This window comes from Aliivibrio kagoshimensis, from assembly GCF_050337105.1.
GTDB classification, from domain to species: Bacteria; Pseudomonadota; Gammaproteobacteria; order Enterobacterales; family Vibrionaceae; genus Aliivibrio_A; species Aliivibrio_A kagoshimensis.
This window is the reverse complement of sequence record NZ_JAKJSQ010000077.1, coordinates 1-15,400: the sequence shown is the minus strand read 5'-3', so window position 1 is coordinate 15,400 and position 15,400 is coordinate 1. Positions and strand designations below refer to the sequence as shown.

14 protein-coding genes are annotated in these 15,400 nt (G+C 38.0%); 6 read left to right on the top strand and 8 right to left on the bottom strand.

Features of this window, described 5'->3' with window-relative positions:
• Positions 1-1,375: carboxylate--amine ligase (locus L4C32_RS17890; protein ID WP_428198261.1), on the bottom strand; the 1,375-nt coding region annotated here is incomplete at its 3' end.
• A gap of 372 nt (positions 1,376-1,747) precedes the next feature.
• Between L4C32_RS17890 and L4C32_RS17885 the strand changes: the two genes are divergently transcribed.
• Positions 1,748-3,235: a chondroitinase-B domain-containing protein gene (locus tag L4C32_RS17885; RefSeq protein ID WP_428198260.1), complete on the top strand. Its 1,488-nt coding sequence runs from the start codon at positions 1,748-1,750 to the stop codon at positions 3,233-3,235.
• On the opposite strand, the gene L4C32_RS17880 is transcribed toward L4C32_RS17885, so the two are convergent.
• Positions 3,210-4,337: a GNAT family N-acetyltransferase gene (locus tag L4C32_RS17880; RefSeq protein ID WP_428198259.1), complete on the bottom strand. Its 1,128-nt coding sequence runs from the start codon at positions 4,335-4,337 to the stop codon at positions 3,210-3,212. The two genes, L4C32_RS17885 and L4C32_RS17880, sit on opposite strands and share 26 nt — an antisense overlap.
• Positions 4,338-4,478: 141 nt before the next feature.
• On the opposite strand from L4C32_RS17880, the gene prsT reads away from it, so the two are divergent.
• Complete coding sequence (gene prsT, locus L4C32_RS17875; RefSeq protein ID WP_428198258.1) at positions 4,479-7,244, top strand: XrtA/PEP-CTERM system TPR-repeat protein PrsT; 2,766 nt, start codon at positions 4,479-4,481, stop codon at positions 7,242-7,244.
• Between the two features lie 74 nt (positions 7,245-7,318).
• On the opposite strand, the gene L4C32_RS17870 is transcribed toward prsT, so the two are convergent.
• Together L4C32_RS17870 and L4C32_RS17865 are read right to left on the bottom strand one after the other, a co-directional pair.
• Complete coding sequence (locus L4C32_RS17870; protein WP_428198257.1) at positions 7,319-8,125, bottom strand: PEP-CTERM sorting domain-containing protein; 807 nt, start codon at positions 8,123-8,125, stop codon at positions 7,319-7,321.
• 228 nt (positions 8,126-8,353) lie between these two features.
• Positions 8,354-8,815, bottom strand: a complete 462-nt coding sequence (locus L4C32_RS17865; protein ID WP_428198256.1) for a TetR/AcrR family transcriptional regulator — start codon at positions 8,813-8,815, stop codon at positions 8,354-8,356.
• A gap of 254 nt (positions 8,816-9,069) precedes the next feature.
• Between L4C32_RS17865 and L4C32_RS17860 the strand changes: the two genes are divergently transcribed.
• On the top strand, positions 9,070-10,728 hold the full coding sequence (locus L4C32_RS17860) for an AMP-binding protein (RefSeq protein ID WP_428198255.1): 1,659 nt from the start codon (positions 9,070-9,072) through the stop codon (positions 10,726-10,728).
• A 68-nt stretch (positions 10,729-10,796) separates the two neighbouring features.
• Positions 10,797-11,090 carry a YfcZ/YiiS family protein gene (locus L4C32_RS17855; RefSeq protein WP_428198254.1) on the top strand — a complete coding sequence of 98 codons (294 nt, stop codon included), beginning with the start codon at positions 10,797-10,799 and terminating at the stop codon, positions 11,088-11,090.
• Positions 11,091-11,149: 59 nt separating this feature from the next.
• On the opposite strand, the gene L4C32_RS17850 is transcribed toward L4C32_RS17855, so the two are convergent.
• Positions 11,150-11,356, bottom strand: coding sequence for a cold-shock protein (locus L4C32_RS17850; protein WP_428198253.1), 207 nt, complete (start codon positions 11,354-11,356; stop codon positions 11,150-11,152).
• Between the two features lie 340 nt (positions 11,357-11,696).
• Between L4C32_RS17850 and L4C32_RS17845 the strand changes: the two genes are divergently transcribed.
• Positions 11,697-12,317 carry a hypothetical protein gene (locus L4C32_RS17845; protein ID WP_428198252.1) on the top strand — a complete coding sequence of 207 codons (621 nt, stop codon included), beginning with the start codon at positions 11,697-11,699 and terminating at the stop codon, positions 12,315-12,317.
• Between the two features lie 34 nt (positions 12,318-12,351).
• Here L4C32_RS17845 and L4C32_RS17840 read toward each other — a convergent pair whose 3' ends face one another.
• The gene (locus tag L4C32_RS17840) at positions 12,352-13,464 is read right to left on the bottom strand and encodes a 1-acyl-sn-glycerol-3-phosphate acyltransferase (RefSeq protein ID WP_428198251.1); all 1,113 of its coding nucleotides are present in this window, start codon (positions 13,462-13,464) and stop codon (positions 12,352-12,354) included.
• Between the two features lie 212 nt (positions 13,465-13,676).
• Here L4C32_RS17840 and L4C32_RS17835 point away from each other — a divergent pair, with 212 nt between their 5' ends.
• Positions 13,677-14,324 (top strand): hypothetical protein, encoded by a 648-nt coding sequence (locus tag L4C32_RS17835; protein ID WP_428198250.1) that lies wholly within the window; start codon positions 13,677-13,679, stop codon positions 14,322-14,324.
• A gap of 11 nt (positions 14,325-14,335) precedes the next feature.
• On the opposite strand, the gene L4C32_RS17830 is transcribed toward L4C32_RS17835, so the two are convergent.
• Together L4C32_RS17830 and L4C32_RS17825 are read right to left on the bottom strand one after the other, a co-directional pair.
• Positions 14,336-14,812: a hypothetical protein gene (locus tag L4C32_RS17830; RefSeq protein ID WP_428198249.1), complete on the bottom strand. Its 477-nt coding sequence runs from the start codon at positions 14,810-14,812 to the stop codon at positions 14,336-14,338.
• Positions 14,813-14,830: 18 nt separating this feature from the next.
• Positions 14,831-15,343, bottom strand: a complete 513-nt coding sequence (locus tag L4C32_RS17825) for a nicotinate-nicotinamide nucleotide adenylyltransferase (protein ID WP_428198248.1) — start codon at positions 15,341-15,343, stop codon at positions 14,831-14,833.
• Between the last annotated feature and the right edge of the window lie 57 nt (positions 15,344-15,400).

Here is a 15,400-nt window from a genome sequence, read left to right as displayed (position 1 = left end):
TCGTTAAATAGTGCTCTGAAAATGAACTTCGCATAATATTACCGTAACAGATAAAAAGTACCCTTCGGTCGGGATTCAGAGTAAACAATTGATGTAACTTCTTTTTTACTTTAATTCTCCGTCTATTTATTAAAAATGGACTCTTTTTTGTCAGTACCCAAGTGAATTGCTCAATGACTGTTTTTATCTCATGTATGAACGGACTAATATCACTCCAAGAAAAGCTGTCCAGCTTCTCTTTCCCGACAAGAACCCGACCAAAGCTTAATAAATTTTTGGTTACACTTACTATGACTTTGCTCGTAGAATAATGAGCATGGTCATATTCAGCATCACCTTTTATCCTGTATAGGTCAGCAATTAATTGTCTGCCATAATAGTCTTCATCGTATTTTAATAATGGTTGATTTGGTAATTCACCATTAATGAGATAGTCAGCATACAATTGAGGGAAATCTACTCCGGCTGCAACGGCTAATGGCAGTGAGCCCCAAAACCTTGCATTAACTTCGACCAATATCCACTCTCTGGTTTCAACATTACGGCGATATTCAAACATACCGACACCCGTATAGTTTGTTTCCCCACACAATTTTTCGGTAGCAGTAAGAAGTTCCGGATCAAGTGGGATGCTTTTACGATAAGAACTACCACCTCCTTGCTTAGGTTCTGCAACACGAATGTGAGCAAAAGCAGCATGGATCTTACCTTCGACGGCAAAAATTGATAATCCTTCACCTTTACCTTCAAAGAACTCTTCAATTAAAAAGGAAGTATTGTTTTCACTTAATGAATTCGCAAAAACGTCATATTCCTGTTCATTATTGATGATCTTGACATTCTGTCTACTCGACAGTGAATCTTCATTAAACGATTGAAGTGGTTTAATGACAAACTGTTTCCCATAATCACTACTAATTGTCTGATAACTTACATGCCGTAAATCAAAGATGTCACCTTTAGCAACTGAAACGCCACACTCTATTGCTGCTCGCTTCGTTTTCCATTTATCAAACAAAATATCCAATGAGAGTGAGTTTGAAATGGCAAGTTGTGTGTCCGAAGGTATAAAAGATCGTTGAGACCACAATGGATAGATGGCTCGTTCATCACAAGGGATAACAAGATCGAACTGATAGCGTTGAATCAGAGCTAATACTCTGTCTAGCCACTGTTGCTGTGTATAAGCTTGATAATTATAAGTATGAACAGTGGTTAGAAAACAAGATTTGAATGCAGGGCTTTGTTGATCATAACAAACAGCATGAACTTCGTAGCCGGAAGTCGCCAATGAACGAATAACAGTCAAGAAGCTACGGGCATCTTCTCCAAGTACAAGGACTCGCTTACTCATCGCCCTATGCAAGTTTGGCATTAGTTTTCATTCCGATTCAATATCCTTTTGAATTCTTCAAAGATAACCGCTGTATCTTAGTGCGTTATGCAGTGACAGTATACACTATCGCCTTTTAAAATATGTGATGAAATTGTAAACCACATTCATCTTATTAATCAATTGTTTTAGGCTAATTTGAACATAACCTAGGCGATATTTTGTAATCAGTTCCTTAAGCTAATGAAGCATCAGGTATGTCTATTAACGTTTTATTAGAGCCCGTTATTTTTAGCACTATATTTATAAATTTATGTATTGAATTTAATTGTAATTGACATTTTACAGTTAATTTTGACCTATTACGGCTAAGCCATCATACTGTCTGTGTAAATTTATGCTCAAGGATGGCACATGAAGGCTCAAATATTCGTACGATTATGCAGCAGATACTTACTCATTTGTGGTATAGCGTTTAACTTAGTTTTACTTGTTTCTTCTTATTATGTATTAAAACAAGTGCGTTATAGTGCCGATAATTTACCTCTAGCGATAATCAAAATTGCTGACTCACTACAAGCGAACTATCCAAGTGTGAACGTAATTTCAAATCCTCTGGAGAGTATTGCTAAGTATTTTTATTACCCTGATCAGTATGCTGGGGTTACTTCTTCAGGCAACATTCCAACAGTCGGACCGGCTTATACAGACACCACCAACGACCTTATTGAGGATCAAGAATCTACACTTCTTATTTCTAATTCAGATCAATTAATTAAAGCCCTTAAACATGCTAAACCTGGTCAAACTATCCTTCTAAAAAACGGCACATACACTATTAAAGCTCGAAGTGTCAAAACCAGTTCGGCGATGGCAACAAAAGATTCACCAATAACACTTTCTGCAATTAATATCGGGAAAGTTACCATTAATTTAGCGAGCTCGGAAGGGTTACATATTTTATCTCCCTATTGGAGAATTAATGGCATTCGGTTTAATGGAACTTGTCAAACAGATGATTGGTGTGATCATGCCATACATGTTGTAGGCAATGGTTCAAATATTGAAATAATGAACAACCAATTTATAAACTTCAACGCAGCGATTAAGGTTAATGAATTAAAAGGTGTCTACCCAGATAATGGTAAAATATATAATAACCATTTCTACTCTGATAGACCTCGCAAAACAAAAAAATCGGTCACTCCGATCAATATTGATCATGCGAGTAACTGGTCTGTTAGCAATAATATCATTCAGGATTTCATTAAAGCTGCAGGCAATAAAGTGAGCTATGGTGCCTTTTTTAAGGGGGGAAGCGTTGGCGGGGTGTTTGAAAATAATCTAGTGATATGTTCCTCTTCTAACCTCAAATATAAAGGCTCAACGGTAGGCTTATCGATTGGTGGGGGCGGAATGTCTCAAAAAGTACGTAGAGATAAATCTACTTTTGAAGCCAAAAAGACAACGGTAAGAAATAATATTGTTATGTTCTGTTCAGATGTTGGCTTATACGTTAACAAAGGGGCAGAAAGCCTTATAAATAATAATATTTTCTATAACACTCAAGGGATCGATGTCCGGTTTAAAGAATCAAGTGCAACCATCGTTAATAACATATTGAGTGGAAAAATAAGAAACCGAGACCACGCTACCATTTTTGAGCTCGGTAACCTGATCTCCCAAAAGAATTATTGGCGAGGTTCAGAACAATTAAATGAATTTTTCCAGAACCCTTCCGCTATTGATTTTACATTTATGGGCAATAATAACGTTAACAATGAACACGATATTCAGGCCTATCCTTTACAACAATCAGGAGTCCGAGATTTTTGTGGTAATGAAATTAATAATGATGACCGATTTATCGGTGCATTTAAGAGTAGTCGTAACTGCTTTTAGACTGCACATGACGTTTAAGTTTGCGGCTAAAGTTCTCAGCAGTAAGTAAAAAATGTGGATGCTGATATTTAAAAACGGCCAAGTCAGATTGTTGGTTCGCAAACGTAGATTTGTATCTCGCTGCTCCCCCCATAAAGTCATACGTCATTTTGCCCTCTTCTATCGCTTTTTTAATCAGTAGGTAGTGTGAGACTAATCCAGGCTTTAAATGTGAATCATCCATCGTATAATTTATGGCACTTAAATAGAAATAGACTTGGGTGTCTGTTTCCAAATTGTAAATAATGGCAATGGTCGTTTCATTAACAGAAAGGCGGTGTATTTGAACGTTTTTATGTTGTATCCCACGTTCAATTAAAGTGGAGTGAAAGCCAACAAAATCAGTATTAATAAAGCCACTCCCACCTTTCGAGCTGCCCCAACGACTAATATGATACGGTTTGGCCATGTCAAAGAACTCCATTGCCTTAGAGACCGTCAAGGCAGTTTCAACTTTGAGCTCTCCTAGAGCCTCATAGCGCTGGATACTTCTTTTAATCTGATATCTTGAACTTCTTGATAGTGACATAGTAAAGGCATCCACATCTCCATTAAATACAGATAGATCTAGACCATATGCTGTTGTACGCCATGTCACTCGCTGTAGAACACCAATTTTGTGAATCGTATCGAAGTCATTAACGAAAGAGGCTCCAACAATAAAGCTCTCTCGTTGCTTAATCGTATGGAAAACTTTAGAAGCCATGCACTCTCTGATTTGAGTTGCAGATGTTTTATCCATTAAAAAGTCATTATACTCAATCCAAATCTGGTCTTTACTTTCATCACCCATTCGGTGCAAGTAGCTGTTGCCATGTTGAGTACAATTATCTAAAAGGGAGGTTTGTTTTATCAGTATCCCAAGACCTACAATGCCATTGTTAGCTCTTGCTTCCACTAAAATGAAATCACCAACAAAAGTGTCTAGCCAGCTGCTGATCCAAAGCCAAGATAAGAAAATATTCTCATTAGCTTTAGTTTCCAGTCCTTTCCATGCTTCAGCAAGCCACTCTCTATCTGGATTGATAAATAACTCACAACTGATTGCTTCAACATCTCGCATTCTATCTACATTCCTTTGCAAATAAACAAATTAAGCAATTATATTCATAGCAGAAATAATCACAGAAGGTATAATTGACAGTAAAAGTGTACTACATTGCGTAACTTAAAGTACAAAACATTTTCTTAATTGGATATTGATATGGACATCAAATTTAGTCGACCATTATGCAAAGTTATCATTGCAGGCTGCTTCTCTCTTCTTTTAGTGGGCTGCAACAAAACGGCAGAAGAACACTTTACTCAAGCTGAAGATTATTTAAAAGAAGATGATAACTCTGCTGCAATCATTGAATTAAAAAATGCCATTCAAAAATCTCCAGACTTATCTGACGCACGAACCTTACTTGGACGTTTATATCTAGAACAGGGACATTTTATTAATGCTACGGTTCAACTTGAAAAAGCGTTAGAAACCTCAACAGATAAAAATAGAGTCTATCCATTACTCGCTCGTGCTTTATACAGCGATGGAAATTATGACAAGCTTTTTTCTCTTGTAGAAACTGCCAATGTAAGTGAAAACAGTGATGCGTTTGCAGACTTACGCGGTATTGCAGCTCTTGCCTACCTACAAAAAGGGGATCTCGACAATGCCCGTCATAATATTGAGCTGGCTTCAGAAGCAAGCCTGGATGCTGTCTATTCAAAACTAAGTCTAGCGGCTTTAAATGCGCAAAATGATGATTATTTGTCAGCCATGTCTACCGCTAATGAACTCATCAAAATAGTGCCAAATAATCCTGACGTTCACCTTTTCCTCGGGCACCTTTATCAGAATAAGGGTGAATTTGAACAAGCCGCCAAGGCATACACTCAAGCGTTTGAACTCGCGCCCGGTGCCAACCAGTATCAATTCTTTATTACACAAGCATATCTATCAGACAAAAAATATTCTGAAGCAGAAAAAGTGATCGATGAACTTATCGCGATTTCTCCTCAACACCCTGTGATTAATGGGTTTAAAGCGCAGACCCGTTACGTTGTTTCTGACTTCGAAGCCGCATTCCGACATGCTGAACTCTCAATTCAAAATGGATCAAAAAATCAATTTGTTGTGGTTATTGCCGGAGTATCTGCTTTCAAGTTAGAAAAATATGAGCAAGCTAATAGGCACCTCAGAAAAATTGCAAAGCTAGCGCCAAAAACCCACTTCATTCATAAGATGTACGCCTTAACAAAAATCAAATTAGGATATATTGATGATGCGCTAACCATTCTTGAGTCTGTTCCTCTAGACACACAAATTGACAGTGACTTCCTGTCATACTCATCTCTTGAGCTATCAAAGATAGGGAAGAACGATGAAGCTTTAGAGTTAATTCAGCGCTTATCGGAGAGTGAGCTTCAAACCCCAGGTTCTACCACTACAACTGGCATTATTAAACTCTTTAATAATGACCAATCGGGCGTTGAAGACCTAAAGTTAGCGATTAAACAAGTGCCAGATTCTGAGCAAGCTAATCTAACGCTCGCTCTACACTATTTAAAACAGAACATGGTTATTGAAGCGGAGCAAAGTGTTGACAACTGGTTGAAATTATCTCCTGATAATCTGAATGCTATAAATCTAAAAGCTACCGTTGAGTTGTTCAAAAAAGACGATGTTCAAGCTGAACAATGGTTACTTAAAGCATTAACGATTAACCCTGACTATATCTCTTCATTGTCTGAACTAGCAAAATTGAAGGCTCGTAATAAAGAGTTAACTGCAGCTTATGATTATGCCTACAAAGCCAAAGCATTGTCCCCACTAAACCCTGTTGTCGCTCGTCTATTTATTGTTTTGAGCAATAAAACAGACTCTTATGAAAAAAGTCTTAAGCTCGTTGACCAGCAATATAATTCAGAACCTGAGAATGTCGCACTGATTCATCAGAAAGCACTGTTCGAGTTTTCAAATAAAAAGTATGCCGAGGCTATCAGTGTTCTTAGCGGTCTGCCGCCTACTCGACGATTGCCGTCCACGTGGGCGCTGCTTGCTGATATTTACACTGCAAATGGTGATAATGATACTGCGAAAGTAACGTATCAGGCTTGGTTAAAACAAGACTCTGAATCTCCTGCTCCCTACATAAAGCTAATTCAGTTTAATGATAAAAACAGTCTTGACTCAGAAGCAATACAGCTTGCCGTTGAGGCTCGAGCAAAATTTACTGATGAGATCTTCTTCCCACTTGCCATCGCGAAACTGACGGCTAAATCAGGTGAATTAGATAAGGCACTTTCATTTATTCACTCTCTAGGTGAGACTGTTCAACAATCACTGCCGTTTGTTGATCTACAAGCCGCCATCTATAATTCAAAGCTACAATATAACAATGCACTGCCATTTTATCGTAAAATGTACGAAGCAAACCCTACCTTACAAAACGCAATGAAAGTCGCGGTGACTCATCAACGTAATGGTGAAACTACTCAAGCTATTACCAGTTTAGAGTCCGCAAAGGATCAGGTTGAAGACCCTAATTCAGCGATCGATTTTAAGTTAGCCGAACTCTATTCAAGTACTTCACCCAAAAAAGCAATTGAGCACTTTTTGGCTGTTATTAACAAGTACCCTGAAAATGTTCCTTCATTAAATAATGTTGCTTGGTTATTTCTGGAAACAAAAGATTTTGAAAAAGGATGCTACTACGCTGAACAAGCATATTCATTCGCCTCTGCGTCGACAGAAGTTCAAGACACATTAGGCTTATGTTATTTGAAGACCTCTAAATATGTACAAGCTGAAAAGTTATTGTCTTCTGCATATAACGAGAAAAAAGAGAATGTCGATATTGCTTTACATTACGCTGAAGCATTGATTATGAATAACAATAAAGAAGAAGCTAAAGTAGTATTGGCATCGATTCAAACGGCTAATCCAGCGATTGAAAAGAAGATTGATGAACTCTTAAGTTATTAGTTTTAAATGTTATTTCCGCTATTAAAAATGCCGATCAATTGATCGGCATTTTATCTTCTATATTATTATAGAAATTAGATTTTATTTTTACGACGACGTTTACCCGCAAATCCAGCAAACATCAATCCGGCACCCCATAATGCTAATGCAGTTGGCTCTGGGATGGTGGCATTTACGTTACCATTGCCACTTCCAGATACCATTTGCGACCAATCCGGATGACCACTTATGTTAAAGGTAAACCCAAATTGGATATCTTCATAGGGATCAATATAGGCAAATGGTAAGTTGTTACTATCAGCATCATTAAATAAGCTTCCAGCTAAGCCTGTAAAGACAAGCTCACCAACACCGAGGTCATTAACACTTAACACACCTGCAGAACCTGTAGCATCAAGTGCCAGTCCCCAGTCTTTTACATCATCCTGTGTCAATATATCAAAAAAGCTGTATTCTGAGATCACATTATACGAGCCAGCTCCTGTAATAGGTGCGTCGAGTACAATTCTGAAATCAATGGCAATTGGCGCAGTATCGTAGGTTTCAACTGTGTTGTAGAGAACGCCACCATCAGTTGAATGACGGACTAAGATGTTATCCAAATTATCAGCATAATTTAGGTCACCGAAAGTTGCATCAGCACCTCCGCTACTGTCACCATCATTCATCACTGTATCCCTAAAAGTAGCGTAATTTACGCCATATTCAGGAGTGCCAGATTCTGTACCAATCTCATCATAGTATTGAGATGGGTCATACGTAAAGTCAACACCGTTCAACTGCATTTGAATCTTTATGCTATCTGCGTTTGCTGCTGCACCGTAAGAAACCAGTGCTGCGACAGCTCCTATTTTTAATATCATATTGAATGATTTTTTCACTTGCGACTCCTTGCATTAAAAGAATTAAGTCACATATACAACTCATATTATGCTCACCCTGACTATGCAACAGGTGGGCCAACAATATATTGTTCGAAAAATCATCAACTTAATATGCTATTCGTGCATATAAATTAGATTTTGTAAAAAAACCAGACATTTATTTATCTAACTATCAATAAAAAAGGCTTGTCATTAAGACAAGCCTTTTTTATCTGGAACCACTGATTACTTCGTCATTTTTACTAACGATATTCCAAATAACCATTCTAGGTCTTTTGCACTTTCAGGACCAAAAAGTTCAGAACAAACAGAATAGAGTCTTTCAATCCCTCTTCGGGTAAACTCATGCGTATTTTCAGCGGTAACAATATGATGAAATAACAATTTCAAAATGGCTAAAAACTCTTGTTTATCAAGAGATTCAATCCAACTATCAATAAAAGCCTGTTTCCCATTATCTAGGTCTAACGTCTCAACAAATATCTTAAAAATACGTCCATCTAAGGCCGCAATGAAATCAGTCTTCTTAGGGAAATGGTGACTAATACCAGTACGTGACACACCAGTTTGTTGGCTTAAAGTCGTGTATGACATCTTGTCATAACCTAGTCTAAGTATTTGATCGATTACTGCATCCATGATTGTTTGGATGGTAATTTCAGTATCTTCCTTACTGCGTTTAGGCATAAAACAACGTATTCCTATTTTTAACACTTACTTAAAAACGTAGTGTGACATCCATAATTTTGGTCATCATTCTTACATATCCTAATATCTGAGTGAAGTGTTAATTGATAATTGCTGTAATTGATAAGACCCTCATTCTATTTCTTCTCCTTATTTACTTGACTAGCAACAAATAAAGTAGGATATTAACAAATAATTAACAACTGGTTAGACCTCGTGACATTTGTCTATTGATTCAAAATAGGAAGGACAATATGAGTAAGCAAATTTTATTCCCTCATCAGCATGTAAAGCACTGGGCAGAAACTAAACCTGATGATACCTTTCTTAGACAGATCATTGATCGACAGTTTGTCGATTTCAGCTTTCTAGATGTTTATACCCAAGCAAGACAAATGGTTACAAAGCTTCATGAAATTGGGCTGCAACCGGGCGATAAAGTTGCCGTGATCTCTAAAAACTGTGCAGAATGGTTTATTACCGATTTAGCGCTAATGTTAGGGGACTTTATTAGTGTCCCAATTTTTCCTACCGCCGGCAGCGAAACTATTGAACATGTGCTGACTCATAGCGAATCTAAAGTCCTTTTTATCGGTAAATTAGATTCAGCTGATGCCTTGAAGGACTCTTTAACTGGCTTACAATCATTAACAACCATCTCATTCCCTTACAAGCGCCTTGAGTGCGAATACTTATGGGACGAAATACTTAATAGTTGTGAGCCTGCTGTATGCAGCCTAGAACGCCCTTACTCTAGTGTAATGTCAATTGTCTATACTTCTGGTACTTCGGGGCTGCCCAAAGGTGCTCTTCTTACTTACGGCTCATTTGCATGGACATCCGCTCAAATAATATCTCTTATTAAAATTCTTCCCGATGACAAACTGTTTTCATATTTGCCACTTGCTCATATTACCGAACGAGTCTACATACTTGGAACATCAATGACTGCTGGGCTCAATGTGGCCTTCCCTGAATCTTTAGACACATTTATTGATGACGTCAAAATGCAACAGCCCACTGTCTTTATCTCAGTTCCAAGATTATGGACACTTTTCCAGCAGAAAATTCTTGAGAAATTACCTCAACGTAAACTGAACGTTTTACTGAAAATCCCTTTTATCTCTACCTTCTTAAAGAACAAACTTGCTAAAGGGTTAGGCTTAGCAAACTGCCGCGTCTTGGGTTGCGGCTCAGCGCCAGTCTCTTCAGGGTTATTAAAATGGTATGAAAGTGTTGGAATGAACATCAGCGAAGCGTGGGGAATGACTGAGTCTTTTGCCTATAGCACCATTAATTATCCATACCGGGCCGATAAAGTGGGTACGGTTGGTATCTCAGGTCCGGGTATTGATATTAAAATTGCCACTGATGAAGAGATTTTGGTTCGCAGTGAAGGGATATTTAAAGGTTATTATAAAAATCAACAAGCCACAGATGAAACAGTGATAGATGATTGGTTACATACTGGAGATATCGGTGCGTTAGACAGTGATGGTTACCTCTCAATTTTAGGCCGAAAGAAAGATAACTTTAAAACGGCAAAAGGCAAATTTGTCTGCCCGGTTCCTATCGAGAGACGTTTATTTGACCTTAGCAGCATAGAACTAATGTGCGTAGTAGGTTCAGGAATGCCTGCTCCTATCTTGCTTGCTATTCCCCACGCGATTCCAAACTTTGATCATAAAAGATTTGAACGGAAACTTCATCGCGTGCTTAAACAGATCAATAGTGAATTAGAATCCCATGCCAAAATAGCGGGTACTCTAGTCATCGATGAACCTTGGTCAATTGATAACGGAATTTTAACGCCTACGTTAAAGATCAAGCGCCATTTATTAGAAAAGAAGTACCACGATATTGGTGCTCAGTGGCCCAAAGGGGTCGAGGTTCAATGGGAGTCAGAACTTTAGTTGAATAATAGTAGTGTTTTATCAACTCAAAATGTAAAATATCCACAATTATTTTAGAGGATTATTTTATGAGTTCTGATAACCAAGAGAATCAACCTTGTGATGCATGTGGTTGCAGTGCGGAAGTTGGCTATATGATAAAAGAGGGCGATGATGTTGCTGCAATTAGCATCTTTGCGCCAAACAAGCAGCAATTAGAGGCTGAATTGCAAGAATATCTTGTACTCGCAAATACGGTTAATGAAAACGTTGTTCATACTATTGTCAACGCGACAGAGAATGAACTTCAAGCACGACTACAATTTGARTGCAGTGCTGAAAAATTGATTTTTGAATTGAAAAGCCGCTCTTTGAGTAAATAAAAGATAAACAAAAGGGTTCCATTTAGGAACCCTTTTCGACATTTACCATAATGGGTAAACTAAGCTACGTTAACATTCGAAGCTTGTGGACCTTTTGGGCCTTGCTCTACTGTAAAGGTAACAGCTTGACCTTCTTTAAGTGTTTTGAAGCCTTCGGTTTGGATTGAGCTGAAGTGTACAAATACGTCTGCACCACCTTCTTGAGTAATAAATCCAAAACCTTTTTCTTCGTTAAACCACTTTACGGTACCAGTTGCGTTAGACATAACGTCTCCTGAAAAATAACAATTAATTTAGTTCGGGTAGTCAGTGTCCATTACTTATATAGCAAAAACATTTCCCGATATTCAGGTTACAACGACGCCATTCTCCATGAACTCCGTTAACGCATCCAAAATCTCGTCTTTTTTCTAAACAAGTTGCTGACTGGTTTCTATTATTAGATAGACAGTTCTCTTTAGCAAGACACCATCGTGATCATTGTCATAGTTTTAACATTATGTTTGTCCACAACTTTTTTATATAAACCTTTGTGCCAAATAGCTATTAACTTATAACCAACTCTGCCGATAATATGTAATTAAAGCGTTAATAGGAATCTGACTTGTGAGTAAAAAAATAACATTCTGGCTCTCTTTTGCACTGATTTCCTCTCTAGTTATCTCTGTGGCTAGCGCTGACAGTTCCCAATTAACAGAACAAAAACTTATAAACCACATTGACTCCTATGGAAACATTTCACTTAGGAATAGTGATTATGAATCACTCCCTGCCGGGTTAATGATCGAGGGAAATCTCGATATATCAAATAGTGCTATCAAAAAATTACCGAAAGACTTAGTGATAGGACGAAATTTCAGCCTTGCCCGAACCCAAATTTCCAAAATACCTACAAGTACAAAGATAGGTGGTTATTTAAATGCTGCAAACACTCGGATTGAAACATTTTCTCGACGTGTAAAAGTAGGAGGGTTTATCAATTTTGCAGGCTCAACACTCAAGACGTTACCCAATGGTTTACGGGTTTATGGTGATTTAAGTCTTCTCAGAACCCCCATTAAAATACTTCCCGACAACCTTTATGTGAAAGGCAATCTCTATCTAGGTATGACAGAAATCAAACAGCTACCTAGTAACCTACAAGTTGACGGGCACATCTATCTTGGAGGGATTACTATTGATACTGTTCCTGAAGATTTAAAATTGGGTGGTTACTTATTTAAATAGTAACCAAGGTATTACGCTTGGTTACTCTGTGGCATTACTGCTGCTGTTGGTTATGTACTGGATTGGCGTACATCTTTTTTAGTACATCTTGCTCACCAGGAGAAAGAACCACTAATTTTTCATTAAAGCGGCGTTTTGTCTCTTCATTTATTTCTGTGTTTTCAATTTCCGCTGCTAAATAGTTATTTGGAAATAATTTATAGTTTGAGTGGATTTGCCTATCAATTTCAGACGCTAGATCTACCGGTGTTTCATAAGCTTGATTGATGACATCACCAAAATTTATATGCACTCTACCTTTATAGCCAGTAATCCCAAGAATGATACTGTCAATATCTTCAAATTCACTTTTTTGATAGCTACCCGTCGAAGCGATTTCAGTTAACTCACGGGCCTTTGCTAAATCACACGGATCACTCTCATATGAGATTGAAACAGGAACAATATTGAGAGATTTTGTAAACTCTGGAAATGCAATTTTACGCTTACGTCCCTCAACATGAAACATCTTCAAGATAGCGGGATCGGTTTGATCGTTACCATCTTTTGCTCGTCCCTCTTTTTGAGCAATCCAAATAGAATTATTCGTTTCTAGTGAGTGAGAAATGTAAGCAGAAAGTTGACTTAATGCCTTCATCATCTCTCTTGGCGCTTTCGCTGAACGTTTCACAATAAAGCTTTTATTCAACCTCATTAACTCTGAAACGCCTGGTTTTTTAAGGAGGTTATCACCAATCGCAATACGTAACGTATTATAGTGATTCTCATTAAGCACCCAGTTGACAATTGCTGGATCCATTGCAATATCACGGTGATTTGAAACAAATAGATAGGCACTTTTGGGGTCCAGCTTATCTAGACCAGAGAAAGTAATCGAATCAGTGGTTTTATCAAGCACAGCAGAAAGATACTTAGCAACATGTTGTTGTACATCTTTCACCGTTTGAAACGTTGATAAATTCTTTTTCAATTTATGTCTGAGCAGCGGTGATAATACTTTCAGCAGCCACTTGGGAATCTTAGGGCATCGATAGTGAATGATTGCTTGAATGAACTCATCATCAGAGAGTAAACGTTCGATTGCTGATGGTACTTCATCGTCACTATAGGGACGAATGTCTTGATAAGGATCGTTAATAATAGTCATTTATAGGTTAATCAGAAATTCAAGTTATCTAAGCCAACACCACTCTAATAGGAACATAACCATTAGAGACGTTTCACTCAGGGAGTTTGGGGTGAATATTACTGTAAAATCAAAATTTAGTATACTGACTATCGAAAAGATCCCTATGCTACATTTGATTTTGTTATTAAAAACAGCGATCATATCGCGTTATTTTTCAACGAGCCTAATAAATGAAACAAGCGATACAGTACTCCTGTGATTTACATCATTATCTCAGCATGACGCCACGGAAAAAGAATAGTTGTAACACTTTGTTAATTCTAAAATCCGGTACTGTTTTAATTCGCCTCGGCAAGTTTGAACATCTTCTTTCTGCAGGGGAGGCTTTCTGGATCCCCTTTGACTGTTTGCACGCTCTCACTATCCTTCCTAATAGCCAGCTAATCACTGTAAGCTTCTCAGTTAGGTTAACCGACCCCTTTACTAAAGATACTGGTTATCTTACTCCTAGTGCTCTTATTACAGCGCTGTGCGACAAAATAGATAGTTTAGGTGAGGACAGTTCACGCTTCCATAAGCACCTTCTACAAGTCATCCGTGATGAAGCAACTCAATTTGTACCAACATTAAATATTAAGCAGGATACTATCGCTTTATCATCGTGGATTAACACACCTTTTAAAGAGAGGAATCCATTAAAACTAAATAGCACCCCACTCTCCTCTTCCGAATTGAGTTTAGTATTGGCAGTCAGAGAGTCTATTAAGATGCGTAAATCAGGTATGACTATGGATAAGGTTGTTACTGAGTTATTTAATGGTGACCTTGAGGCCTATCAACAAAGTTTACAGTGCGTATTGGGAGAGGCTGTAGAATAATAACAGTCGATTTATTGTGTAGGCAGTGGTATTTCAACTTGAAAACTGACTGAATCATCCAGTTTCTCGTGCCACAGATAATCAATTCTTAATCGAGGTTCGTTGCGACTTTGTGAACCGATTCCAATGCTCAGTTGCAGCCCGTGTCCCATAATCCACTCAGAATAGGTCTCTTCATTCTGGCCTGCTGACCTGTTCTTTTCTTCCTCGGGACTCCATACACCAATTCCCAGGACACTCTCATTAAACCGGTGGCTAATCACCGGATTCTCCTGTGGCTGAATTGCCCAATGTTCCCAGTACCCCTCGGGAACCTTGCCCATGGATTGCATTTCATTAATATCCAAATCAATGACTGGTGCATGATTCAGTTCACAAGTGGAATAGCGGTTATCTTCTCCATTATCTCGTTCACAGACTGAAGTATTAATCGCAATTGCAGGCGTACTCAACAACACAAATAGCAGTGTGACAGTCGCTTTATTCATATTGTGCCTCCAAAACAATTAAAAACAGTGGTGCTGCTGAATAAAGCTAACCACCTGAGGGGTTGTTAACGATTCAATCGATTCGTTACTTAGCAAGCGTTCTCGAACATGCGTGCTTCTAATATTCACTTTTTCTGGGCATGATAGGACAGACCAGTTTTTCAGTATTGTATCCGCTTTATGGAAAGAGTGGAAGTTTAGAATGTTATCGGGCCCAACCACAAAAGTAATATCGGCATCGGAGTACTTTTCTTGAATGGCATTAAGTACATCAAATGTAGTCACGGGCTCATCGTTCACTTGGATATCTTTTTCTATATCCGAAAGAAGCAGGTTTGTTGTACCAATATCATCAATAAACAAGTTAACCATGTTACACCGTAGCTTATAATCGATCATTTTTTTGCCCCATGCATGAGAAATACTTGGAACTAATAACACAAGATCGAAATGACTTAACGCATCAATGACACTCTTATGACCAAGTGTAGGGGGATTAAATGCACTACCAAAGACTGCGATTTTATTCATACTTTACTCATGTGATGTTAATAAATGAATATTATTAAATTATTAGGTATCATAACT